We start from the raw sequence: 22,997 nt of genomic DNA, 5'->3' as shown, positions 1-22,997 counted from the left end.
CCGGTTCAGGGTGTTGGCGCACCCTGACCCCCGCCTAGAAACGGGGGAACCGATGAGCACGTACGACAATCAAAAATCAGGCAATCAACGGGGCTGGTTCAGAAATGCGTTGGATTTCCGCCGGAACCACGCAGGCGCACGAAAAATCGGAAAACACCCCGAAGAACTCAGTGTGATCTATAAGTCGATCGACGAGTACGATCAGGAAGTCCGGTTGAAGTGGAAGACCTTCCAAAGCTTCATCCTGAGAGGGCTTTGCGGCGGCTTGCTGGCGTCCCTTACATTTGTAGGGTCTCAGCTCTTTACCGGCCCCCTAAAGACCAATGTTGCCATCCTCACTGCTATATTTATCGGTGGCTTGGTCCTTCAGGGGCTCCGAATGATTATCGAGGGATTCGGAGCGCTTGAACGCTTTCATAGCCTTGCTATGCCGGTCTACCAGAACAAGCCGGGGTTTCAGCCTGGAAAGGGCTGGTCATTCCTGCCTGTTGTGTTGGATGCCTTTTCGCTCGTTATTCTTGTCGTCGCGGTACTTTTTGCGCTGTTCTTGCTATTTAGCGTCACACAATAATTAAACTGCCACAGGGTCTGGCGCCGCCGGGAAAGCCGAGCCACAATCAAACGCGATACAGTCAGCAACATCTGTTAATGCATCAATCGCAGTCTCTTGCGCGGACTGCGCATCATAGCAATCCCCGACCATAGCGCCGACGGCCAGCGCCATATTGATCAACTCTTGCTGGGTCAGGGTCGGGTAGGAATTGTCGCCCATACGCCAGCCACGACCATCAGGCAGATAACCATTCACGGCCAGCGCAAAGGTGCTGTCGATCAGGCTGCGACTATCAGCATCGGTCTGGACAAGATAGGTCGTTTCGCCAACGGCAAACTCGATCCCGCCATCCATACGGGCGAACTTGCACGCCTTGACCTTCGCCCGCAACTTCTCCTTCGCCCGGTCAAGACTGATCGGGGCAGTTGGCCAAGACAGCTTTGCGGTTTGTTCTGCGCCTTCGCCTTCAAGCACAACGTCCGGATGGCTTCCAATATCCTGCCATTCGTCTGATGGCTTCTGCGTTTGGGTGATCGGCTTGACGAAATGCTCCAACAGGGTCTCCACCGAATGTTTGGTGGCATCGGTGAAATTGCGCCCGGTGGTCGCGGTGAAGCTGTTCCCGGTTTCGGTTCGGTTCAGCGACCAGTCATCGTTAAAGATCGCATATTTCGGGGTGGTCATTTTGATTTCTCCTTAACGCGCTTTTGCGAATTTTCCGGGGGTGAGTGCGTACATGCCGGTGTAATATTTCCCGCCGTTGGCGTTGGTATGCTCCCCGCCTGTATCGGAGGCATTGGTCGCACATTTCGCACCGTTCGATAGAAGGTAGAATTTGTCCGACAGGGTGTTTGGACCGGTGTTCCAGTCATAGCGCAATTCGTTGATAACCGGGTTCACATCTCCCGCCCGCAAGGTGCGGACGGTATGTGCGCCCGCAGTATCCCCGCGCACGACATCAAGGTGAAGAGGCGCGAAATCAGCGGGGATCATCGGCCCATCGACAACCCCGTTCCCTGTGCAAACGTCAAAGCTACTAAAGCCCGAAACACCATGATCAAGAAGAAGAAGGTGCCGACCGACGACCGACGCACCAGCGAGGGAAACTGTGTTGACCGTGGAGCTGAACCAGTCCGGGTCATTGCCACGACCAGCGGTGTTGACAAGAGTGTAATCACCTGCTGGCATTTTGTGGTGGAACTGGCGAATATCACCCCCATCCAGCGGAATGTCCCAAGCACGATGGATCGGGCCACCACAATTATGGGCGATCGTCGAAACCTGCCCCACGACATGATTGTCAATGATGACAAAATCCATTCCTGCCAGCGCACTGGCACGCCGAACAGAATGTTCGCATGTGCCCTGATATTCCGTATCCGAACCCAGCGTGAAACCGTTCGTGGTGAAGGTCAGTCCGTCTACGTCAAAAACCTGCGCCCCACCCTCATCAATCTCCACGGTGTACTGCTCACCGTCGATCAAGACGTTCAACCTCCAACCGGAGTTCGCGATATCCAGACGCTTTGAAATCGCGAGCGTCTTGTTGGTGACACAGTTCCAAAGCGAAGTCACCGCACCACCACCGATGGTAATCGGTGCTTGCACATATCGGGACGGGTCCGTAATGACCGGGCAGTCTGCGCTATCCCATTCAAGCGTCTTTGCGCCTGCAATCGGGTGGAGCATATCGGCAAGATTGGTGTAGACAGTCACTGCGCCCTCGTTTAGCCCGGCCTTGGTTCCACCAACAAAGTAGGGGCCGGCGAAAGGCATAGAGATCACACCCTGCGAAGCGCCGCCCTTGAAGAACTCAACGGTCTGATTGTCAGCATCAATCAAAACGCCCATGCGGTCGCTTGGGAACGTGGGACTTCCCCACGCGACCCCGTAGGCAGACCATGCCCCGGAAACATATTTCTGACCGTCCGTTCGGTAGTGGACAGTTTGGGCGGTACTGTTGAAATTCGGATCATTGGAAACGCGAAGGCTACCGGAGTTTGTGTTTCCGTAACCAATTTCAAGCTCGACCTGGACGACACCGGTCTTGATCGGATGCGACAATGATGAATGCACCGAGTTATTCCCGATTACGGTCGCGTTTCCGTTCAGAAAATTGCCTGCATCCCCCGCAATATTCGGATCAAAATTGACCGTGTTACTGGTCGGGGTATCGGTGATCCGCCCAACTGTCCCGACGGTCTCAAAATCCTGCCCGCCCCGCGCAAAGCCATCGGTTTTCGCATAACCATAGTTGCGACTTGCCTCGCGCACATGCATCTTGCGCACGCGCAGGATGTTGCCGATTGCTTGCGCATTGACCGACAAGTCTGCATCACAGATTTCAAGCCGCATTTCCTGCAAGGTTTGACCCGCATTCGCCACCACCTCAAGCGAACAGCGGACAAAGCCGTCTGACAGGGCGGCAATATCGGCACTGACCACCGTTAGCGTACCTTGGGCGCTACCAACAGCCAGCCCGGCCAGGTTGAACCACTGACGAATTTCACCCACCCCATCGTTGACGAAAACGGAACAGAAGGGATTGCTTGCGGGGTCGATTTCAACATCAATCAGGTAGCTGTCATCAAGTTCGACTGCGAGGGTTTGATGGATATAGGGGTTAAAGGCATCGGCGGCTTCGAATGTTTCCGCGTCAATTTTGGATACGCGCTGCGCAATCCATACGGGATGGGAAACATCTTCGGAATGCAAGCAGGCATTGCGCGGGGAAACATCCCGGCCCATGTCGGCGGCCTTGGCAAAATCAAACCGACGACCATGACGACCATAAGCACCCCGATAGCGTTTCGGCACAAAGACGCCATCCGTGTTGAAATAGCCGAAGTATTCCTTTTCCACGCTGTCAACATCGTCCCCGGTGATGATGTCAACGGATGCGATCTTAAAGCTGCTATTTGATGAAATCAGACCGCCAGCCGAGTTGATATTAGCGCCTATCGCCTGCCAGTATTGCGGGTCCATCAGGAACAACGAAATCGCGTCCCCCATCAGGTTTACATCCAGCGCATAGGTATACCCGCCGATGGTGAATTCTGCGCGATTGGCCGCAAGGGTCCCGCCCGTGGTATCGGCTTTGATCAGTATATGCCCCCAAGCAGCGGCGTCCTTGTGTTCGGCGGCAATGGAGGCGGTGTTGACCGTACTCCCATCACCGCGACCGATGGCGGTTGACGTGATCCATTGTGATGCAGGGGCAGAAATCCCCGCACTGATCAGCGGGCCAATCGCACCGCCAACCGTGACGGCCTTCACCCAGCCTGAAAACGCAACTTTATAGCTGGGATCAGCGGCACCCGGCGCACAACGCAAATAGCCGGGATTGGACGAACTGCCATTCAACAAGGCGGCAAATTCGATCAATTCACCCGGATCACCGCAACCGATTTTGGCGACGCTGTTTTCCATCAAAAGCGACATAGGTTAAGCCTCCGGTCGATGGGTGATCACAACGTCGATCACGTCATCTGCGCTGTCGTATTGAAGGTGACAAAGGCTGACTGAATTGGCTTCGTAATTCACAGCCCCGACAACACGGTATTTGCTGCCCCAGTCGACCGCACGGTTGCCCGTTGCATCCTGCGTGAGCTTGATCAGAGCGGGACCTGCATTCGGGATGACCGCAGGGTTGTCGATCATGATCGGCCCGGTCAGAGCGTGCTTGAACCGGCTACGTGCAGTTGGATCAAATGACGCCACACCACCTGCGACGGTCAGGTCCATAAATTCGGTGTTGAAACCAGCTGTCAAAACCGCCGAGACATTGCCACGCAAATAGTTACCGTTAGCCAGCTTGGCCGTAATCGCGGCTGCCAACTGTGTCCGGTTGTTTTCGTCAAGGGCAATGCCCTGTTCTTCGATGAAATTGGCGATCTCTTCCTGAACGTGGTCAAACCAGCTTTCGTCAAGTTCGGTCGCCGGCGTCGGGATCGTCGGGTTGCCATTGGTGAAGCCATGCTTACCTGCACCAAACTTGTCCGTTGCCTTTGTTTGAGTATCGATGCGTTTCATATCAGGCTCCGTAGGTGAAAATGACTTTGGTATGCGCGGGCTTTAGACGATTGAAATTGCATTCAAGCGGAGCATTGCCCCAAGTCCGCAATGGCTCCGAACAGCCGGACTTGACCGTCATGGTACGAATGGTCTCGGCCGGTGCGTTGACCTGCCAGACAAACCGCCAATCGCCTTGTGTCAGCGTGTCACTGCATTTCGAGATGCATCTGAAAGGGCGAAATTCCGTGATCGTGACCACGTAGCCAAGGTTACTGGCCAGCTCGATAAAGAACGGGATTGACTGGCCACCGCGTGCTGCAAGTTTGGCGACAACCTGATCGCGACGTTCAGCAAGACTTTCGGGCTGGCCACTGCACGGGTCAGGCAATCCGCAAACACGTTCCCAATCGGGCAGGAGTTCGACCGACGTTCTGGGATCAGCCTCATCAATCAGATCAACTGCCCGGTTGTGAACCCGCATGAGAGGCGTTGCAAAGGCACGTAATAGCCGTGTCAGACCCGCCTCATTTTCGCGTGCCCAGGCTTTGCCCTTTGGCATCAGGGATCGAAGATTGTTGAGGTATTGATCAATGGTTGCCCGCATGTCCCTCAGCTCCAGGTAATGTTGCCAAAGGTGAAAATTTCATGCGTGTCCGCGATCAGGTTCGCGTTGGGCGCAACCAGCACATGATCGGTCTCGCCGGCCGCGATCGAGATCGCCTCGCGAATGTGACTGATCAACAGTGTGCTGCCCGGCTCTGCTTCACGGCGGATCAGATCGCGAAGCTCGGCCTCGATCGCAGAACGGACCGCTGCATTGCCTGGTGTCAGGCCAGAGATCTCGAACACCACTGCAACCGCCACCGGCGGTACCACTGTCACGTCGGCCGTGACGGGATGGACTTCAGCAATATAGCTTGCGACAGTCGCCACATCAGCGGGCAGCGGAATGCCATCGCCGTATGTGTCGTCCATCATGAAGCGCACGACAACCGTACCCAAGCCAAGTTCGAGCGGATTTGACCAAGCCCGCGTTACATCGATGCCATGTGCTTCTTGATCCTTTGCCCAGGTAACATAGTCGTCCTTATTGCCCCCATGTGGCGGACGTTGGATGCGATTGAGCAACCGCGCCAAAAGTGATTCATCATCCTCGGCGTCGCTACCCTGCGACAGACCACCGGCCGCGACCGTCACATTGGTCTGAACACCGACGATCGGCTCAACAAGTGCCAGAGTTGCGCCCGCATCCAGATTGCCGGTGGCACCGCCCGCAATCGCCTCGACCGCAACAGTTCCGGTTTCTGCAGTAAGGTCCAAGGCGGCGAGCGTGACGTACTCGACCCCGTCAGAGCGCTGAAGGACCGTATCAACCGGGATGGTAGATCCGATTAGTCCGGTGAAGGTTACATTGCCCGTCGCCGCCTGTGCAGGCTTTGGCTTTACACCCCAGATCGAAGCCCAGCGGCGCAAAAATGCCTTCTCGGCCGTATCGGGAAAGACCTGCTTGGCAACATAGGAAATAAACCCGTAAAGCCCATGCAACGCACCGGCGAATGCGCGCGACAGAACACCCAGAACGGTACGACGCAGCCAGGCATTCGCATCGGTCAGGTTGCTCTTGATATCGCTTGAAATCTGGTTGACCAGATCCGCCAATGTCGGACGCGAGAATGGCATTACAGGTTCTCCCACAGCTGATTAAAACGCCAATTCACCTGGTCGCCATCGGGTTTGGTGATTTTGATCTCTTCGGCCAGAACACCGCGTTCGATCCATTCGGTCGTAACAGACACGGACGCTGCGATCCCGTCATCGATCAGCCACTGCAGGGCTTCCTGATCGGCTTCCCGGATCTTCTCAGCGGTTTCTGGTGATTGCTTCTCACGGACATAAAGCCAGCGGCGTGATCCGATCTTGTCGCCTTCGACTTCGGGCAACAAATCTCCCCACCAGCCACGTCGATCCGTTTCACCGGCTGGCAATTCATCGTCCGGGTTGGCCAGTGCGTCGGTAAAGATGCTGATGACAACTGCAGTGCGGATCGAAGGGTCCGTTTCAAGGTCGCCGGCAACAGTTTTGATGTCGCCGATCAGAAGCTTGTCATCAAATGCGATCAAGACATCCATCAACCGGCCCTCACTTTGTCAGAGCCAGAAACAATCGGCCACTGGCCTGCAGAGCTGCCCGAAGCAACATCGACCAGATCCCCTACACGGGCGATCGGCTGCCCACCTTCAGCGCCGAGATGAATTTCATCACTGTTGATAACGGCCTTGGCCGCGTTCACCGTGACTTCGGTCGCGTTGGTTGTAACCGTGTCCGAATTCACCGTCGCTGCAGGCGCATTGACCGTCACACCAGATGGTTGGCCTGTCTCAATCAGAATGCCGTCGCGCTTCAAGTGCACCTTCTGGCCAAGATCGTCGTACAGGGCCACTTCACCAGGTGCGAGGTTCTTCAGGCGAAACCGGCGATCATCAACGGCGATCACGATGGTATGAGAACGATTGCCGCCGACGGCCGTTACCACAGCCTCGGCATTGCCCAGTGGTGAGGATGTCAGACCGTATTCCTGGAAACGCTCGATCCCCTCAAGAAGCTCACCGTCATAACCGACGGCCTGAAGCTTCTGAATGCCCTCGGCGTCATTCACGACCTTGATCACCGCACGGGACACCATCAGAAACACGCGCCGCTTCAAAGGCCGGATCAGGCGGTTAAACATCAGGGTCACTCGATCCATTTGAGCGCCCCCTGATCTTTGAGTTTCTTCTCTTTGGGTGGTTCGATATCGAACGCGGCCGGTGGCAACAGCGTGAGCTCGGTAACGGTTCCGGACTGATCCTTGGTATTGATCACCTGAGAGATCAGAAGATCCTGATCGACCTTGAGTGTTGCTGATTTGATTTGTACGAGGCGGTTGGGCTGCCAAAGCGTGCCGTTTTCAGTTTCACGCCATCCCTGCACGCGCACTGTGATCTGCTGACTGCGAGCGGCACGGACATTGGCCTCAAACTGCGCACGCTTGCGCGCGGAGTTCCTATCGGCGGAATCCTCTGCCAGGATCACCATCGGACGATAGCGCGAAACGCCTGCATCGGTCTGTTCGGCAACGACCTGGGCAATCTGATCGACAGACAAGTCGTCCGATCCCGGCTGTTGTGCCTTGACGATATAGCGCGAGAAACGTTCATTATCCGAATAGCCAGCAGATCCGGACAGAAGGTTCACACCTTCTTCCAACCGCACAGAAGCCCGCGCAACGCCGGGTTTGGTAATAACGAGGCTTCCCTTGCCATCACTGATGGCCAGAACTGACCGCATGCGGCAAGCCCGATCGATGGCTTCAAAGGCGGTCTCGCCTTCCTCGATCCGGAACTTGCTAAACCTCGTGCCCGTGGCTGTCTCGATCCTTACTGGAATGGCAAACAGCCGCGCGATATCGGTGACAACCTTGTCGAGCGTGGCATTCAACCATTCACCCGGCCGATTGATTGCCGAGCAGTCGATAAGGTCACCTGTCACATCACGACCGGCTGCGCGGATCTCGCGCGACTTTGCATCAAAGCCCGGATTATCGTCATAGACAAAACCCGTGATGACAGTTTCGCCATCGATGGCCACCTTGCAGGCAGATCCGCGCGAAATGACTGGAATGCTCCCCTCGGCCGGATAGCGGTCGCTGAGCTGCAGGTCAAAGGTGCCTGCCATATGCTCGATCGAGCGCGTGATGCGCACGCGCTTCCAGCCACCGTAATTGGTACCGCTGAGGCTAAGCGTGACGTCAGACATTGCTCAGCACCTCGATCGTTTCCCCGCCAGGCACAAAACCCGGATGCGCCACACCGTTGCGCGTGGCGATCTCATCGGCACGGCCGGCGTCCTGGTACAGGCGATAAGCCGTGACCAGTGCCGGTTCTGTCACCGGAGCCACTGTATTGATCAGCTGGGCTGTGCGGGGTGACTGGGCATTGATGTAATCGGTGGTCGCCGTGCGGAGTACGCGGAGCGTCTCGAACAGTTGATCATCCTCAGCCTCGCTGGCGCGATCCATCGCGGTATCGAGATATCCGCCAATCTCGTCGCGCGTTGCAAAGGCATCATCTGTTGTCGTGAACTCGGTGTTTATGACGTTCCTGGCCATCTCGATGACAGCCGAGTTGGTTACAAGGGAAACGACAGCATTCTGATTGAGGGCCTGGACTTTTCGGGTTGCAGTGGTCAGCGGTACCGCAGCGAGCTGCGTGCCAAACTGAGCAATAGGACGAAGCGCCTGCATGGTGTCGGCACCAGCACCGGCAGCTTCGCCAGCCTGAACAATCAGATCGCCCAACTGATTGGCCAGACCCGACGGGTTCTGAACAAAGGTCAGCGCTTCGTTGCCGATCTTGCTAAGTGCACGGGCAAAGGTGCCGTCGCCCTGGTCACTGACAGCGCCATCGATCTCGCTGGTTGCCTCCGAAATCACATCAACCGACTCATAGGCCAGAAACGCCGGTTTTCCCGCGACAGTGAAGTCGTTGGCAAAGCTCTCACGGTTTGATGCGTGGGCGGCTTCGACGGCCTGCGTCAGTGCAAAGGATTGATCCTTGCTCGATGTCGGAAACTGGTTTGTGCCACCCTCAACAAAAGTGAGCTGAAGGCGTGCCATGCGTCCTTCATCGGCCCGCTCTGAGAGTTTACAGCCAGTACAAATGGCGATGATTGACCCCAGATACGGATGTATCAGCGTGCCCGAACCTTCGCTGTCACACGCACTGATCAGCTGATCACGGGCCGTCATGTAGTCTTCGCCAATCACATAGGCGGCAAAGCTGAAATTCTTGGTTTTGCGGCGCATGTCTTCGGGATACGGCACATCGCGGCCGGGATACTCGTGCACCTGGACTTCACGACCAGCCACATCGGAATCGTGACCTTCGATATGGAACCGCGCACCCTTGTAACTGGCTGGCCGCAGCTTGTCTTTCCAGGACATCACGACCCTCCCATCGCGTAGCCGGCATAGACCGATGGCACGAAATCGGGATTGTCGGATTTGACTTCCTTGACCCGCATGTTTGACGGCGCGTTATCAAAGGAAACCTTGACCTCACCGGCAAATCGACCCTGTCCTTGGCCGTTCTGCTGACCAATTGCAGGCGCAACTGCCGATGCGACATTGCCGACCGCGCCCGCAGGCATCTGGCCAAGGCCACCTGCATCCAGTCCGAGGCGTTCTTTAACCCAGTCTGGCATCCAGTCCATCAGTGAAGTAACGGCGGAACTCAACCAGTCGACCAGTTCCGCCCACTTGGCTTGCATTCCGTCCCAAAGGCCGCCAATCCACTCGCCGCCAACCTTGGCCAGATCGATACCAAACAGGTACGCGATCAGTGCATTGACACCCTTGGCGATCCAGATCGTCGGGTTGAAGACTTCAAGAACCTTCAGCACACCTTGGACGAAGCCCTGGTCAAAGGCTGATTTGATTTCTGCCCATAGGCCGGAGAAGAAATTACCGATAGGAGCCCAGGCGCGCACTATTGCAATCGCGGTCTTTGCGAGGAACGCTTCAACTTCATCCCAGTGTTTGATGATGAGAAATGCTGCGCCGGCAAAGGCGGCAACAACCAGACCGATCGGGGAAAAAATCAAACCTAATCCAGTAGCTAGTACGCCAAATGCCGAAGCGGCCAAGCCGACACCTATCGCCAGCGGCCCAACTGCGGCCGCCAAAATTCCGATGAATGCAACTGCTTTGGCAAGCTGAGGATTAGTTTCAGCAAATGCAGCAAATGTTGCGCGAAGAACCTGTACCTTTCCGATCAAGAAGTCGATGCCATCTTTAACACCAAACATCTCATCAAGTTTCTCGCCAAGATCCGCGAACAGCAGGAACAGGTTATCTTTCAACGTTGAAAGCTTGCCAAACAGCGTTTTGGACTGCTCTTCCATCTGCTTGAAGAAGATACCGCCTTCGGCTGTCATGGCTTGCATTGCACGTTTCAGAATATCGAAGCTGATCCGTCCTTCAGATGCCAACTCGAAAATCTGATCCTTGGACTTGCCAAGTCCCTTGGCCAGGACATCAATGATCGGAATACCGCGATCCGAAAGCTGCAACAGTTCTTCGGTCATGGCCTTGCCCTTGGCTTTGACCTTGCCGAAGATTGCCGCCATTTCATTAAGCGGCACGTTGGCGCCAGCACCGATATCGCCCAGCATCCGCAAATTTTCGATGATCTTTTCCGGCAGTACGCCAAAGGACAGCAACTGCTTTGTAGCCTGACCAATACCTTCCAGCTGAAACGGCGTGCTGGCCGCGAATGTTGTCAGCTTTTCCATCATCTGGCGTGCGGCTTCTCCGCCACCAAGCATCGACTTGAAGGATGTGGTCAGTTGTTCGATCTTGCCATAAGCGTTAAAGGCAAACCCGCCTGCCAATGCCAGTGGCGCTGTCACCTTCGTCAGAGCGCCGGTACCGAAATCCTGAAACCGCTTACCCAAGTCGCGCGCAGCAGTGCCCATCGATGACAAACGCTCACGCGCAGCCAGCAATTTGGCTTGCAGATGATCAAGACGGGCGCGACGGGCCATATCGCCCATAGCATTTCCCATCTGGCGTGCCGGTTTTGTTACCCGGTCTATCGCCTGGACGATCATCTTCAATGTGAGTTCGCGGTTTGCCATCTAGGGTCGTTATCCATGCAATTTCTTGTGAATATTGCGGGCACCGTTGTGCCATTTGAGAAGTTGGCTCACCTTCATGCGCTCCAGCTCGGATGGCTGGAAATGAAAGGTGTACGCCACTTCCTCCATCAGCTCGCGCCAGTTGGGAGGAACTCTCCCAAAAAATCCATCACCGCTGGCGCAATGTTCTTCAGGTCCGAGATCTTGATCTGCTTGGCGGCTGACGGCGGGATACCGGCCATCGACGCGATGATCTTGTGAAGGTCACCAAGATTGATCTTGATCGTACCTTCCATGCTGACCGTGAGATCGACGCCATCAAGGCCGCCGAGGTCGGGTTCGTTGAGCGTGAGCTCGCTGACTTTCTCGCCATGTGCTTCGATCGGCGTCTTAAGTTTTGCAGTGATGGGCTTCATTACTTCATCTCCTCGGCGCTAATACCTTCGAAACGGACCGGAATTTCGGCCTCTTCTGAGCTGCCGGTTCCTTCACCGGCCCACCAGGCGTTGCGAAGGACGATGGTTTTGCTGTTGGCCAGCTCAAGGGTGACTGTCACACCGTCCAGTTCCAGGACGGACTTTAGGTCCATGTCCGGACGGTCTGTCACAGCACCTTCGATGAACGGAACCTGCGGCATGGCTTTGTAACCGTGCACACCGTCCGCCCCGACAATGCCGTCGCGCTTGTCTGCGCCCAGGTTGTAACTGAAGCTGCCCTTGGCATCGTATTGAGTGCCATCGACCTTGAAGTAGATCCGCCCGGCGCGGCGATTTGGGTTAGACATTTTCTTGTCTCCTCACGGAAAGCGGTTAGAGAATGAAGCCGATCTTGGCCCCGCCAACACGGAACTGGTTCATAAGGTCCGGTGGCAGATACCAGTCGAGCCGGTTCGGATCGCTTTCATTGCGCTCGCAAATCAGATCGTTTTTGAACTGATCGATGTTCTCGACCAGACCCTGTTCTTCCCATACGCGGAAACGTGCGATCGCCTCGGCCTTGCCGAGCTTCGGCGTCATGATTGCCTGGCCGGCACCGTAGTTCGTGCTGTCATTGCCAAGTTTATGACGGGGATATTTGCGCAGGATGTAATTGCGGAAATCGTAGCGCAGATAGCCAAGGGTCAGCGGCGTATTGACATCGAGGTAGCTGATGTCTTCCGCACCCTGCGGGTTGGTCTTGTAGGTCGTAATGAGACGCTGAATACGAACCAACCCGCCATCATCAACCATGAAGGTCGAAATGCCGTCGAACAGCAGCAGGTTGTTTTCCTGCAGCGTGAACCGATCCTGCGTCTTCGGTGGCAGGATGCCATCCAGCGTCAGCGTCTGGAACGGACGGGCCGGATCAATGTTGGCGTAGTACGAAACCTTGCCTGCAACAGCGGCCGCAATTTCCCAGGTAGGCGACGGGCTGCCGGCACCGTTCATGATAGAGACATGCGGGCTGTTGCGGCTGTCGCCAAGTGTGCCCAATGCAGAATGTGTTCCCGTGGCTGCGCTGAAGGCCATCGCCTCAATCATGCGCAGCGGTCCCCAACGATCGACCAGTTCGGTCTCGAGCGCTGTTAGGTTAGCAGCATCGGTGTAGGGGTTGGTGATGACGTTGTAGTGTTCATCACCGATTGCAGCCCACACGTCTTCGATATCCGGGTTTGCCTGCCCACCAGACATGGCTGTGATCGTCAGCGTCAAGCCTTCAGGCAGGCTCTCGCCATCGTAGTAGTTGACGCGGATATCCAGATCGTTCCCCGCAACGCCCTTGTTACGTGCCGTCAGGTTGACCTTCTCGGCCGTAACGCCGTCAACAGCAGCCGAGACCGACAGATCTGTGTTGGCCGTTATCGCATCAACAATGTTGCTGGCGATATCGCTCAGCGCATCATCGCCAGACACACCAACCTTTACACGACGACCACCGATGTAGAGATAAATGACGCCGGCCGTAACCGTGCCACCTACGGTCAAAGCGCCGGTTGCGGCCTGTGCGGCAGCATCATCATCAAGTGCAATTGCCCAGGTCTCGGTAACGCTATTGTTCTGCAGCTGGCGTTCAAGCATCTGGGCAAGCATCGAACCAGCACCGAAATAGTTCTTTGCCTGGGCAGGGCTGGTGACCCGGATCGGTGTCAGAGCAGCAATGGGCTGACCACTCGCAATGCGCTGGCCAATAACCAAATTGCGATAAGGCATCAATGCCGGACCGGATACCGCGTTCGTGTTGTCGAACTCGGCATACACGAACGGAACTCGCAAATTCGTCGGGATACTATCGAAGCTGATCGACATTTCAGGCCTCCATTTCCTTCAGGGCCGCGTCAACTTCCTTGCGCGTCACACGGCGATTAAGAATGTCTGAGAGATAGGTGAGAGACGGTTTTCCATCCTCTGTCGCTTGCGCCTGGTCGCTATAATCAAGCGCCTTGAGAAGCGAGCCGAGAGTGACCTCCTCTTCGACCACTGGCGTGTCGGGCTCATGGGTCTCTTCAGGCAAATCTTTAACCTGTTTGAGATCACCTGCAGCGATCCGACGGCGATAATAGGAAGTGAGCGAAACGCTCTCACCTTTTGGGCGGATATGGCGGGCACCATTTTCGGTACGCACCTTCAAGCCATCCTTTCCAGGCACAACATTGACTTTGTTGGTCATTGGTCTTGCTCCAGTGTGATCGTGTCTTTGGCATCGGTCGTGCCGTCAGGTGCCGCGAGATCCCACTCGGGGACACCAGTGTTGAAACTGTCGATCGCGATTTCCCCGACGTCGACAAAGCCCCGCGTTTGCAGGGAAAGGCGCGCACGATGGCAGAGAGTTCCGGCAAACATGACAGGCCCGCTGTCTTCGAGCTGGACACCGGCAAGGCCGTCAACCAGCGTCGTCTCGACAACACCTCCGATTGTCTCGTCATGGCGGAAAGCTGCTCTAATTTGCTCAATCAGATCGTCGAATACGATCTCGCTCTGATTGGCATCATCGAAGCTCATAACCCCCTCAATGCGCCAGGAATGGATTTCGCGGTTCGCATTCGTTGAGTCTTCCTGCTCGACCGTCCGCACCCGGCGCACGAACCACCCGCACACCTTGTTTTCCGATACATAAAGGTTGCGAAAATCCTTCTGAGCCACGGCATAACGCTCGTAGCGATGAACTTTCCCGGCCCCCGGCACCGTCGCGATTTTTGCAGCGATTGCGTCTCTGATCTCAGTAAGGCTCATGCTCGGCCTCCCATGCGATCGGCAATCCGGACACGCGCTCGGTCGAAGATCCGCTGCACCTGAAGATCGTTGTCCTCAAAGGCCCGCTCGAACATATGCGCCCCCTTGGTACCGGTGCGGCTGATCTTGCGGGCAATCGCGAATGCAGCCCCCTGCGCTTCGGCGGGCGAAAGTCCAAGTTTGTGCTCGGCCCAGTCCGCAAGCGGCTGCACTGGAGGAAAGTGCGGGCGGGTTCCAAGTTCGACTGGGACTGCGTAATCAAGGGGCGTGCCCACCATTCCGATCACATTGTCGGACAGCACTTCCGGCTCTCGCGCGCTGATAGATCCCTTGAGACCGCCACCACCACCGACGCCAGTTGGCGTGTTTTCCTTGACCTCACGCTCCAGCAAAAGGCTCGCTTGCCACGTCGCGGCAGTAAGCTCTTCGGTCACAATCTTCGGTGACTTGTCAAAAGCATCAGCCAGAGCGGCGGCTTCACGAATATCAATACGGACGTCGAAAGCCATTGCTCAACGTCTCCGCTGCTTATGAACGATACGATCGCCACCGAGCTGATCACGCAGATCGAAATTCACAATAGCTCCACATGGGACCGTGCGTTTCGGATCAATTCCAAGGTGATTGAGATAGTTCTCGCGCAAGCGTTTGGCGCGTGCCGCATAGTCCCGGCCTTTGGATTGCCAATCGGTTGTGTCGCCCTGAATAGTGGGCTCGCGATGACCGGAATAAAGACTGGATAGCTGTTCAAGCAGCAACTGTGCTGCCCAGCTTGCGACGGCCTCACGATCTCGCACCGGGACTGTATCCACCAGGTCTGTCACCTCGTGCAGAATGGAATACTCAACATGCACTTCTGTCCCGGCTGCGAGATTCTCAGCGAGCCGGATGCGCAGCCCCGCCAATGTGTTCTCAAGTCTCCCTTCAAGTGGAACGCGCCCACTGTCGCTGGGAAGCCAAATCGCCTGAAGAGAACTGAAGTTGAGTGCCCAGTCTTCCGGAAGGTCGAGAAGGTTACCGGTACCGACAATGGCTTCGATTGCCGATCGTGGCCGATCAGTCGAATAGCGGACGACGGCCAGATTGATAGCCTGGTCACGTTCATTTTCCGATACCGCGCTGCTTTCGTCACGAACCAGTCCATCAACCAGTGTCTGAAAATCTACGAACGCCATTGCTCTCACCAATAAACAGGAAAGCCGATCTTTCCCGGCAGTCACCCCTAAATCGGGTATGTCGCTGAGAGGCCTTTGACAGACCTCTCAGCCAAGGTTCAAAGCGCCGTACTAGGCAACCACGCCTTTGTAGAGGCCACGGAAGTCGACCGGGGTGCCGCCATAAATGTGACGGATCTTGTAGGTCAGCTTGTCGCTGGCGAACATTGAGCCGTTTGTCGGGTTGTCCTGGACAAACAGTTCCGGCTCTTCATTACCATCGAGGAAGCCGATCTCGATGCTCGGAATGTCGTTTTTGTCGGCCGACAACGCCCAGTCGTTTGCATCGGTCCAATACCAGACAGGAACCACCTGGACATTCTGTGCCTGGATAAAGTTCTTGTCGTTTTCGGTATTACGACGGAAGAGATCGACTGCCGTTTCTTCGAGGGTATCGGGAACCCACAGGAAGGTCGGCGGAATACCCATCTTCTCGCCACTGTCCTTTTCGGTCTGCTCAAGCATCGCAAGACGGCCGGCAGCGAAAGAGGCTTTGTCGAGCGCCGCAGCACCCAGGTTACCGTGCGTGGCATGGAACAGGGTTACGCCGTCGTAAATGACCGGGTTGTCCTTGATAAAGTCGAGAACGAACTTGCCGAGGGTACGCTTGGCAGACCGAGACATCTTGATCGGGATCTGACGAATGACACCAACATCATCGTTCTTGATCATTTCAAGCGTGATGCTTTCGGTCCCGCCTTTTTTCGCGACAGCATAGGTCGCCTTTTCGTCCGTCGGCGAAGCAAGAGCTGCATAGTCTGCACCCTGGGCGACAGCCGGAAGATCGCCATAGCCGCCAAAGCGAGTGCGTTCCTGCGAACGGAAGTCGGCAACATTCACGATGTTGGCCAACTGACGCCAGACGTCATAGCGCGTCGGCACGTTATAGTCGGCGATCATACGGCGTGTTATTGAATCACCCAGCACGTCGCCAAAGGTTCCAGAAGCCAATGCCTCACGCATCAGCGACTGGTCGCAGTTGCGAATGGAACCAGTGACATACTTGTCGCCAGTTACCTGCACATAGCATTCCTTGAAAGAGCGCGCGTGGCGATGATCCTTGTGGTCCGGATCAAAGAACGCTTCGAACATCTGAGAGGTTTTTTCGAACCGGTCTTCACCAATCTGAATACGCGACCCGACGGTACCGAGCCCACGGACAGAACCACTTTCCGTGAAGGTCGCGATGTAGTCTGCTTCGTCGGAGATGGCTTCACGAACATTTGCATCAGTGAAACTGTCCATCGCATCAAACTTCGCCTTCAGGCGCAGCTTTGCCTTATCCGGCAGCTGGCTGGCATCGATCAAAACGCGAGCACTTGCACGCGCTTCGACCATACGAAGTTCTGCCCGCGTGACCGGGGAGTTTTCATCTTCAGCTTCGCGAAGATCGTCCGCACCTTCATCGGTTTCGGGATTTACGGCTTCGGTCAGCATGGCGATCAGCTGATCATCCGACAGCTGTTCTGTATCCTTGTCTTTGAGAAGCCCTTTGGCTTCAAGCAGAGCGATGATTTCGTCGCGTCCCATGACTGCGGTTCCTTGTGCTTCAAGAAGGTTGATAATGCCGCCGCCTGCGCCTGGCTCAACGATCAGATCGACGGAACTTACTTTGAGAAAAGAGACAGCCTCGCGGACGCGCTGACCATCCTTGTTGATCACACGGGCTTTGGCCCGTGCATCAATCGAGAAGCCAAACAGGTCAGTTAACTGCTGCTTCCATGCTTCCCGAATTTTGACTGCGATATCGCCTTCCGGCTCGATCAGCAGGAGATCGGCGTGAATTTCACCCTCGGCTTCGACAAAGGCAGGATTGCGCAGAACACCGATCAGGTTGCGGACATCCTTGCCCTGGCCTTTAAGGTGTTCCTCGTCAGACTTAACGAAGACACGCACGCCATCGAACAGTGGCACGGCCTCGCGGAGAACATCTGCTGGGTAAAAGTTCCGGTTTCCTGAAACGCCTTGGCGAATTACGCGAATGCGATACTGTGTGGCTTTGCTATCCGCTTCGATGAAAGGCCCGACAGCCTCGCGCATACCGCCGTCAGTGACAGGTTCGAAAGTCTTGATGACTTCCTGCGGATTTCCAAGAGACACCTTTGTCCCGTCGACTTCGTAGGGATACCGGAGCAACTTGCCATCCTTGTTCTCGACAACAATGAAGTCGTCGAACAGGCCGTGGATATAGGGCCACCAGTCTTCCTCGCCGGAAAGTTCAAGCGCTTTCTTGATTGCCCCCTGCAGAAGATCCTGCAACTGGCGAAGATCGCCCTCGAAAGCTTCGCGGACCGCATCAGGACCGATCAACCCCAATGCCGGAATTCCCTGTGCTTCCCGGAAATCGGTAATGAAGGTTTTTGCCGAGGTCGCTGAAGCCACGAGCGCGGCAATACCGGCAGATGCCAGAAAAAGTTTGCTGCGGGCCATTACTTCAGCTCCGCCTGGTGCTTCTGGCCATCAATCGTGACAGCCGTCAGAGCTTTGTCACGGACGACCCATGACAGTATGTGTTCGGCCTTGACGGGCACTTCGTCGGTGACCGGCCCGCGCTTCTTGTCGACCGATTTGACGACAAGAACCTTAACGTCGAGCTGCTTTGCAACAGCCTCGGCATCGAGATCAGGTTCTGCATCATCTGCCTTTTTGGAAGTCGCCGCCTTTTTCGCGGGTGCCGCCTTTTTGGCAGGCTCGGTTGACGGCTGGTTTGCACCGGCCGTTGCATCCTTGTCCTTGTCGGCTTCGGAATTAATTTCCGTGGAAGCGGTCGAAGGTTCTGCAGCTTTCGAACTGGACATTGCTCTCACACCTTGTCGGATGAAACACAAACGGCCTTGATCGTCAGGCCGCTTTGGTGCCAATCTATCGGTGTGATTGCTTGATCGCGTGTCCGGAACAGTTCCGGGCCACGGCTTCGCCCCCGGACTGATCAACAATCCGGTTCCCCAAAGACATAAATATTCGGTTTTAAGAGGCTTTAAGAGGCTGTGAGAGGCCTAAGAGCCCGCTAGGAGCAGCAACGCCCCATCTATAGAGGCAACTGCGCCTGTATGGCAAAATAAATCCGTTACGTCATTTTTGCTCTCCGTTGGTTCAATTCAGTTCGCGTGCCAGATCACGTTTGCCGGGATTGCGATAGATTTCGTCCTCGCTAAAGGGCATGCGTTCGGCATGTTTGACTTCCCAATTCGCCATGTGCGGAAGAGAGATACAGCCGCAATTAATCGTCTCTTTCGCCGGGGCCTTGGGATCGCGCGGATACATAAGTTCGACACCGCCAATAATGAACGGCTCGTCGACTTCAGCAATCTGACCATCCGCAAGGTCGTGGCTCCTGCGACTGTGAACCTTTCCTGATCGCCGCCACTGTTTTTGCAGACCAGGCAACATTTCGGCCGCCTGTTTCTGACGTTCCTGCGACGCGACGGAAAAAGCACGCCCCATCTCGGTACGAACAATCGTAAGAGCCCGGCTTCTTTCGCTCTCGATCAGCATGGAAACAGACGTGGCTGCATCGGCCGGTGTCTGGCCACCGATCATGACAAAGCCGATCTGGCCCTTCACCTTGCTGGCAACGTCCGCGCTGACATTCTTCAGGCGATCGGTAAGGAATGACCGGATCGCCATCAGTTGGCGGCGATCAACATCAGGCAGTAGTCCGGCAATTCGCAACCCACCAGCGGCCAAAGGCTTCTCGATAAGATCGATGCCAAGCGAATGCGCTGCGGCCAAATGTTCACTACCCGAACTGGCCATCTCTTCGCCGATCTCTCTAAGAACCTTGTCGATCGATTGCTGGATGTTGGGCAGTTGCCATGCCTGAAACTCACTCGCGCCTATCGCCAGTTCGGCGGCAATGCGTTGCCGACCGACCTTAAGGATATGGACAACGTCTCTGAGGGCGGTGCGCATTTCTTCAGTGTAAAGCTTCACTTGGCGTTTGCGCTCTTTCCGAAAGGCTTTATCCCGCGGGTCGGTGGTCATGCGGCCTCATCCTCTTCGAAGCCCGGAAAACTGTCTTCTTCCTGCTGCTTGCCCTTGTCTGCCAATGCCTGCTCGAGTTCTGCGTCAGGATCGACTTCGAGGCCCATACGACCGGCAACCAGGGCAATAAGAGCGACCGCAGATGTCTGGCTCAACAAATGACGATCAACAGCGGCCGCAACCGCCGTGACCACACTGACCAGGGCAGTTGCGTATTTCGAGGTGTCGCTTGCAATCATTTCTGCGAACACGGCCGAGACCTCGTAGTCCTCCGGCTCATTGCTCTGATCGGGTTCCGAGCCATAAAGGACCAAAGTCTTTTGACGAATGACGAAGGTGCCAATCTCTTCAAGCATATGCTTGATATAGCGCTGACGCATGGACAGATCCTTGAAGGTCGGTTCGCCCATCTCGCCCGCTGTTGCGCGGTTGACATCGCCGCCGCCACCAAACCAGTGCTCGGGGATCGAACGGCCACCAAGAATATGGTTGCGGAACAAACGCGCCGTTTCATTGTTATCGGCTCCATTAAGTTCCGGAACGACGGCGTTCCATGTTTCGCTGTCGTTATGGACGCGCACGCTGCCCGGTCGCGGCGGTGCAATCTCGCGGGCACGCTGGTTGACTTCCTCGGGCGTTGCCCCCTTCAGGGTCACATCCCAAACAAATGCGCGCAGAAAGTCCCAGCGCTCGAGTTCGCCAAACAGTGAATGGTCGTAACCATCCAGCCAGTCAATCTGGGGCAACAGGTCAGAGTGTCCTCGGGTCGCGTTCGACAAATCGTTGACCGTGAAATAGAAGCAATCACCATCGGTAAAGGTTTCGCGGATATCGCGTGTCCGTTTTGAAAATGCTTCTTCAGGACCATTCACGATGATGCGATAGCGCCGTGCAATACCTTTTCGGTCTTTCTTGGTCACCACCCCGATCGGCTGTTCGATATTGTCCGGATCGGTGACAACCGTTTCGATCAGTCCAGGATCGAGATAGCCCAAACGGACATGGCCGTTCATTTCGTTGACGAAGGCCGGATAGCATTGCTCCCCATAAAGGGCCAGTTCACGGACCTTCTTGGGCAGCTTGATATCCATATTGTTGATCGGGTCATTCCAGAATTTGCGAAGCCATTTCTGGGCCTCTTCATCCTTGACCTGAAGCGTGACACCTTCGGCCAACAGAAACGCCACCGGGAGCTCGATAAGACGATTGGCCAGCGGATTGGTCCGCCACATATAGACGCCAAGTTCCTGCATGCGGGTCTGTGTGATCGATGACAGATCCCGGCGTGCATCGCCGGTCAGTCGACGCCAACCTTCCTCGTCATTATCGATCGTCTTTCCGGCCGCTTCTCTTACCGTCGTCTCCTTCTTCGAAAACAAACCGCCAAACGACAGAAAATGTTTCAAGCCCATGTGCGTTTTCTCCCGTCAAAAGGCGTTCCCGGCCGTTGCAAAAGACGGTTAGCATCCCGGCCCGGCATGCTCCGAACGTCATAGATTTCCGGATCGTGGTCTACGGTAGCACCCGCCGCTGGCAGCGCAGCTTCGCTGGCCGCAGCAATAGCCAGCATTCCCGCCCAGAACCGGTCAGCGTGTCCCTCTGCATCATCATCAGCAACCAGCCGAATACCCCCGGTGACACCTGTAACCTTGCGAACCTTGTGAAGGTCGGCGCGCAATGCAGGATCGCCGGCAGGAATGCGGATTTTGCGATCCTCGAATTTCTGCTTTCCCATCGTCGCGATATTCAGGCGCGTTGCACCCTGAAGCAAAACGCCATCCACCCTCAACTCGCCATAACGCTTCTTGGCATCTTCAACGGGCTTCTCGCCCATACCGCCTTGGTCCATTGCGATGCGCACCGGGTTGTAGCGGTAAAACAACTCGTCCATGATTTCGTCCTGTCGGGAGAAAGAGATATTTTTCTCGGCACGGATTTCCCTCGTGACCAGAACGTCCCCGACCTCTTCTAAAACCCAAGCAACCCAGAGGTTGTTGCGTCGTGCAATGTCGTTGCCGATAAACGTTTTGCCACCTGTGAACTTTGACGGATCACCAGAATCCTCCGCTTCACACGGCATGATCAGTTCGTAGGTTAGCCAGGCTGTCGCCTCATCGGCCCATTTGAGCTCATATTCCTGTTCCCAGGCATCCTGATCTGCGATGCCCTGTTTCAGTTCATCAATGCTTCGAGGCAGCCCATCGCTCACCGCACGATAGATATCAACCTCGTGACGCGACCAGGTGCTATCCCCGGCCGTCATCAGCTCATAGAATTTGTTACCCTTGCCGTTTGGCGTGCTTGTTACGCGAAGTTTGTGACCAGCACTGATCACCGGGAATAGGGCCTTCCAGATTTCGCGAGAGTCCCGATGGAAAGCGAATTCATCAAGGAAAACATTGGCAGAGAAGCCACGAGCCGTATCAGGGTTGGCCGGCAATGCAGTAATGCGCGATCCCCCCGGAAGAACGACCTCGAGCGCTTTGTAACGGCTGTCATCTGCACCGGAGACCTCATACTCCAACTCTTCGAAGCCCATCTGATAGGCTTTGGCATGAAGCTTGATGCCTTCATCCATTGCTTCTTTGGCTTGCCGTTCACCACGGGAGAGAATGACCCAGCGGGCGCGTTTGCCGTTGACCCACGCATCGAAACAATCATCAACGATCTCAAGGCCCGTCGTAAACGTCTTGCCTGTTTGGCGGGCGAACATGCCGATTTTGAAACGCGACCGGTCAAGAAACCAGTCACGCTGATATTTGAACAATGGAACGGCAGGCTGGGTTTTGGTCATTCGACGATGATCCCGTAAACTTCTTCACGGATGCGCTTCAGTACAGCTTTCGGATCGGATGTTTCTGTGTCACCCAGTTCGCTCTCGACTGTTTCAAGCTTGCGATCGACAGCATCCCGGATCTGTTCTCTGAGCTTGTTTTCAAAGTCTTGATCGAGACGCAGCGCTTTACCCAACTCAGCCAGCCCCTTGCCCAACATCATCACATCTTTCGTATCGAGCTCAGCATCCTCTTCCTGAAACTTCATCAGCATGTCAAATACAAGCGTCCTGGTCATCTCGACCAAAAGACGACCCTGCTTACCTTGCACAGCCGCATCACCAAGTTCGGTGGTGATTGCTTCCGTGATCTGTCGGGATTCCCGGAGGCGCGCCGCCACACGTTCAAAGTTCTGGCTATATCGACCGACGGACGAGCGGGAGATTTCATAACCCCGCTTTCCAAGCCAACCAACAAGGTCATCGATAGAGCAACGTCCCGTCGCCATCAGGTGCCGGAAGGCTCTCAGATCCTCTTCGGAGAGTTCTGTTTCGATCTTGGGTTTCGTCGCCAT

At 55.6% G+C, this 22,997-nt stretch carries 25 protein-coding genes; 1 reads left to right on the top strand and 24 read right to left on the bottom strand.

Annotated features, from left to right (window positions below; genetic code table 11):
• Positions 1-52: 52 nt before the first annotated feature.
• Positions 53-571, top strand: a complete 519-nt coding sequence (locus ACTU44_RS08845) for a hypothetical protein (protein WP_462097243.1) — start codon at positions 53-55, stop codon at positions 569-571.
• Here the strand turns inward: ACTU44_RS08845 and ACTU44_RS08840 are convergent, their stop codons facing one another.
• From ACTU44_RS08840 to ACTU44_RS08725, 24 genes are all read right to left on the bottom strand, one after another.
• Entirely contained in the window at positions 572-1,237 is a 666-nt protein-coding gene (locus tag ACTU44_RS08840; protein WP_462097242.1) for a DUF4376 domain-containing protein, read from the bottom strand.
• A 12-nt stretch (positions 1,238-1,249) separates the two neighbouring features.
• Positions 1,250-3,994: a hypothetical protein gene (locus tag ACTU44_RS08835; protein WP_462097241.1), complete on the bottom strand. Its 2,745-nt coding sequence runs from the start codon at positions 3,992-3,994 to the stop codon at positions 1,250-1,252.
• Positions 3,995-3,997: 3 nt separating this feature from the next.
• Positions 3,998-4,585 (bottom strand): hypothetical protein, encoded by a 588-nt coding sequence (locus tag ACTU44_RS08830; RefSeq protein ID WP_462097240.1) that lies wholly within the window; start codon positions 4,583-4,585, stop codon positions 3,998-4,000.
• A gap of 1 nt (position 4,586) precedes the next feature.
• Positions 4,587-5,171, bottom strand: coding sequence for a YmfQ family protein (locus ACTU44_RS08825; RefSeq protein WP_462097239.1), 585 nt, complete (start codon positions 5,169-5,171; stop codon positions 4,587-4,589).
• Between the two features lie 5 nt (positions 5,172-5,176).
• A complete protein-coding gene (locus ACTU44_RS08820) occupies positions 5,177-6,247 on the bottom strand; it encodes a baseplate J/gp47 family protein (protein ID WP_462097238.1) in 1,071 nt (356 codons plus the stop codon).
• Positions 6,247-6,696 (bottom strand): phage GP46 family protein, encoded by a 450-nt coding sequence (locus ACTU44_RS08815; protein WP_287465591.1) that lies wholly within the window; start codon positions 6,694-6,696, stop codon positions 6,247-6,249. Before ACTU44_RS08815 ends, ACTU44_RS08820 begins: the two co-directional genes overlap by 1 nt.
• Positions 6,696-7,313 carry a phage baseplate assembly protein V gene (locus ACTU44_RS08810; protein ID WP_462097237.1) on the bottom strand — a complete coding sequence of 206 codons (618 nt, stop codon included), beginning with the start codon at positions 7,311-7,313 and terminating at the stop codon, positions 6,696-6,698. Before ACTU44_RS08810 ends, ACTU44_RS08815 begins: the two co-directional genes overlap by 1 nt.
• Positions 7,301-8,362 (bottom strand): phage baseplate assembly protein, encoded by a 1,062-nt coding sequence (locus tag ACTU44_RS08805; RefSeq protein ID WP_462097236.1) that lies wholly within the window; start codon positions 8,360-8,362, stop codon positions 7,301-7,303. The genes ACTU44_RS08810 and ACTU44_RS08805 overlap by 13 nt, the downstream gene beginning before the upstream one ends.
• Positions 8,355-9,548, bottom strand: coding sequence for a DNA circularization protein (locus ACTU44_RS08800; RefSeq protein ID WP_462097235.1), 1,194 nt, complete (start codon positions 9,546-9,548; stop codon positions 8,355-8,357). The genes ACTU44_RS08805 and ACTU44_RS08800 overlap by 8 nt, the downstream gene beginning before the upstream one ends.
• On the bottom strand, positions 9,548-11,242 hold the full coding sequence (locus ACTU44_RS08795) for a tape measure protein (RefSeq protein WP_462097234.1): 1,695 nt from the start codon (positions 11,240-11,242) through the stop codon (positions 9,548-9,550). The genes ACTU44_RS08800 and ACTU44_RS08795 overlap by 1 nt, the downstream gene beginning before the upstream one ends.
• Positions 11,243-11,251: 9 nt before the next feature.
• Positions 11,252-11,371, bottom strand: coding sequence for a GpE family phage tail protein (locus ACTU44_RS08790; protein ID WP_353799161.1), 120 nt, complete (start codon positions 11,369-11,371; stop codon positions 11,252-11,254).
• Positions 11,371-11,658, bottom strand: a complete 288-nt coding sequence (locus ACTU44_RS08785) for a phage tail assembly protein (RefSeq protein ID WP_297020806.1) — start codon at positions 11,656-11,658, stop codon at positions 11,371-11,373. Before ACTU44_RS08785 ends, ACTU44_RS08790 begins: the two co-directional genes overlap by 1 nt.
• Positions 11,658-12,026: a phage tail tube protein gene (locus ACTU44_RS08780; protein WP_462097233.1), complete on the bottom strand. Its 369-nt coding sequence runs from the start codon at positions 12,024-12,026 to the stop codon at positions 11,658-11,660. The genes ACTU44_RS08785 and ACTU44_RS08780 overlap by 1 nt, the downstream gene beginning before the upstream one ends.
• 25 nt (positions 12,027-12,051) lie before the next feature.
• Positions 12,052-13,527: a phage tail sheath subtilisin-like domain-containing protein gene (locus ACTU44_RS08775; protein ID WP_462097232.1), complete on the bottom strand. Its 1,476-nt coding sequence runs from the start codon at positions 13,525-13,527 to the stop codon at positions 12,052-12,054.
• Position 13,528: 1 nt separating this feature from the next.
• Positions 13,529-13,888, bottom strand: coding sequence for a DUF2635 domain-containing protein (locus ACTU44_RS08770; RefSeq protein WP_462097231.1), 360 nt, complete (start codon positions 13,886-13,888; stop codon positions 13,529-13,531).
• Positions 13,885-14,451, bottom strand: a complete 567-nt coding sequence (locus tag ACTU44_RS08765; protein WP_462097230.1) for a hypothetical protein — start codon at positions 14,449-14,451, stop codon at positions 13,885-13,887. Before ACTU44_RS08765 ends, ACTU44_RS08770 begins: the two co-directional genes overlap by 4 nt.
• On the bottom strand, positions 14,448-14,960 hold the full coding sequence (locus ACTU44_RS08760; protein ID WP_462097229.1) for a hypothetical protein: 513 nt from the start codon (positions 14,958-14,960) through the stop codon (positions 14,448-14,450). Before ACTU44_RS08760 ends, ACTU44_RS08765 begins: the two co-directional genes overlap by 4 nt.
• 3 nt (positions 14,961-14,963) lie before the next feature.
• Positions 14,964-15,626: a hypothetical protein gene (locus ACTU44_RS08755; protein ID WP_462097228.1), complete on the bottom strand. Its 663-nt coding sequence runs from the start codon at positions 15,624-15,626 to the stop codon at positions 14,964-14,966.
• Between the two features lie 111 nt (positions 15,627-15,737).
• A complete protein-coding gene (locus ACTU44_RS08750; RefSeq protein ID WP_462097227.1) occupies positions 15,738-18,095 on the bottom strand; it encodes a phage major capsid protein in 2,358 nt (785 codons plus the stop codon).
• Positions 18,095-18,463, bottom strand: a complete 369-nt coding sequence (locus tag ACTU44_RS08745) for a hypothetical protein (protein ID WP_287465569.1) — start codon at positions 18,461-18,463, stop codon at positions 18,095-18,097. The genes ACTU44_RS08750 and ACTU44_RS08745 overlap by 1 nt, the downstream gene beginning before the upstream one ends.
• A gap of 295 nt (positions 18,464-18,758) precedes the next feature.
• Positions 18,759-19,649, bottom strand: coding sequence for a phage minor head protein (locus ACTU44_RS08740; protein WP_462097226.1), 891 nt, complete (start codon positions 19,647-19,649; stop codon positions 18,759-18,761).
• Positions 19,646-21,061 (bottom strand): hypothetical protein, encoded by a 1,416-nt coding sequence (locus ACTU44_RS08735; RefSeq protein WP_462097225.1) that lies wholly within the window; start codon positions 21,059-21,061, stop codon positions 19,646-19,648. The genes ACTU44_RS08740 and ACTU44_RS08735 overlap by 4 nt, the downstream gene beginning before the upstream one ends.
• Positions 21,052-22,443 carry a terminase large subunit domain-containing protein gene (locus ACTU44_RS08730; RefSeq protein WP_462097224.1) on the bottom strand — a complete coding sequence of 464 codons (1,392 nt, stop codon included), beginning with the start codon at positions 22,441-22,443 and terminating at the stop codon, positions 21,052-21,054. The genes ACTU44_RS08735 and ACTU44_RS08730 overlap by 10 nt, the downstream gene beginning before the upstream one ends.
• Complete coding sequence (locus ACTU44_RS08725) at positions 22,440-22,997, bottom strand: DUF3486 family protein (protein WP_462097223.1); 558 nt, start codon at positions 22,995-22,997, stop codon at positions 22,440-22,442. The genes ACTU44_RS08730 and ACTU44_RS08725 overlap by 4 nt, the downstream gene beginning before the upstream one ends.

This window comes from Thalassospira sp. SM2505, assembly GCF_054901115.1.
This window is presented reverse-complemented; position numbering and strand designations above follow the sequence as displayed.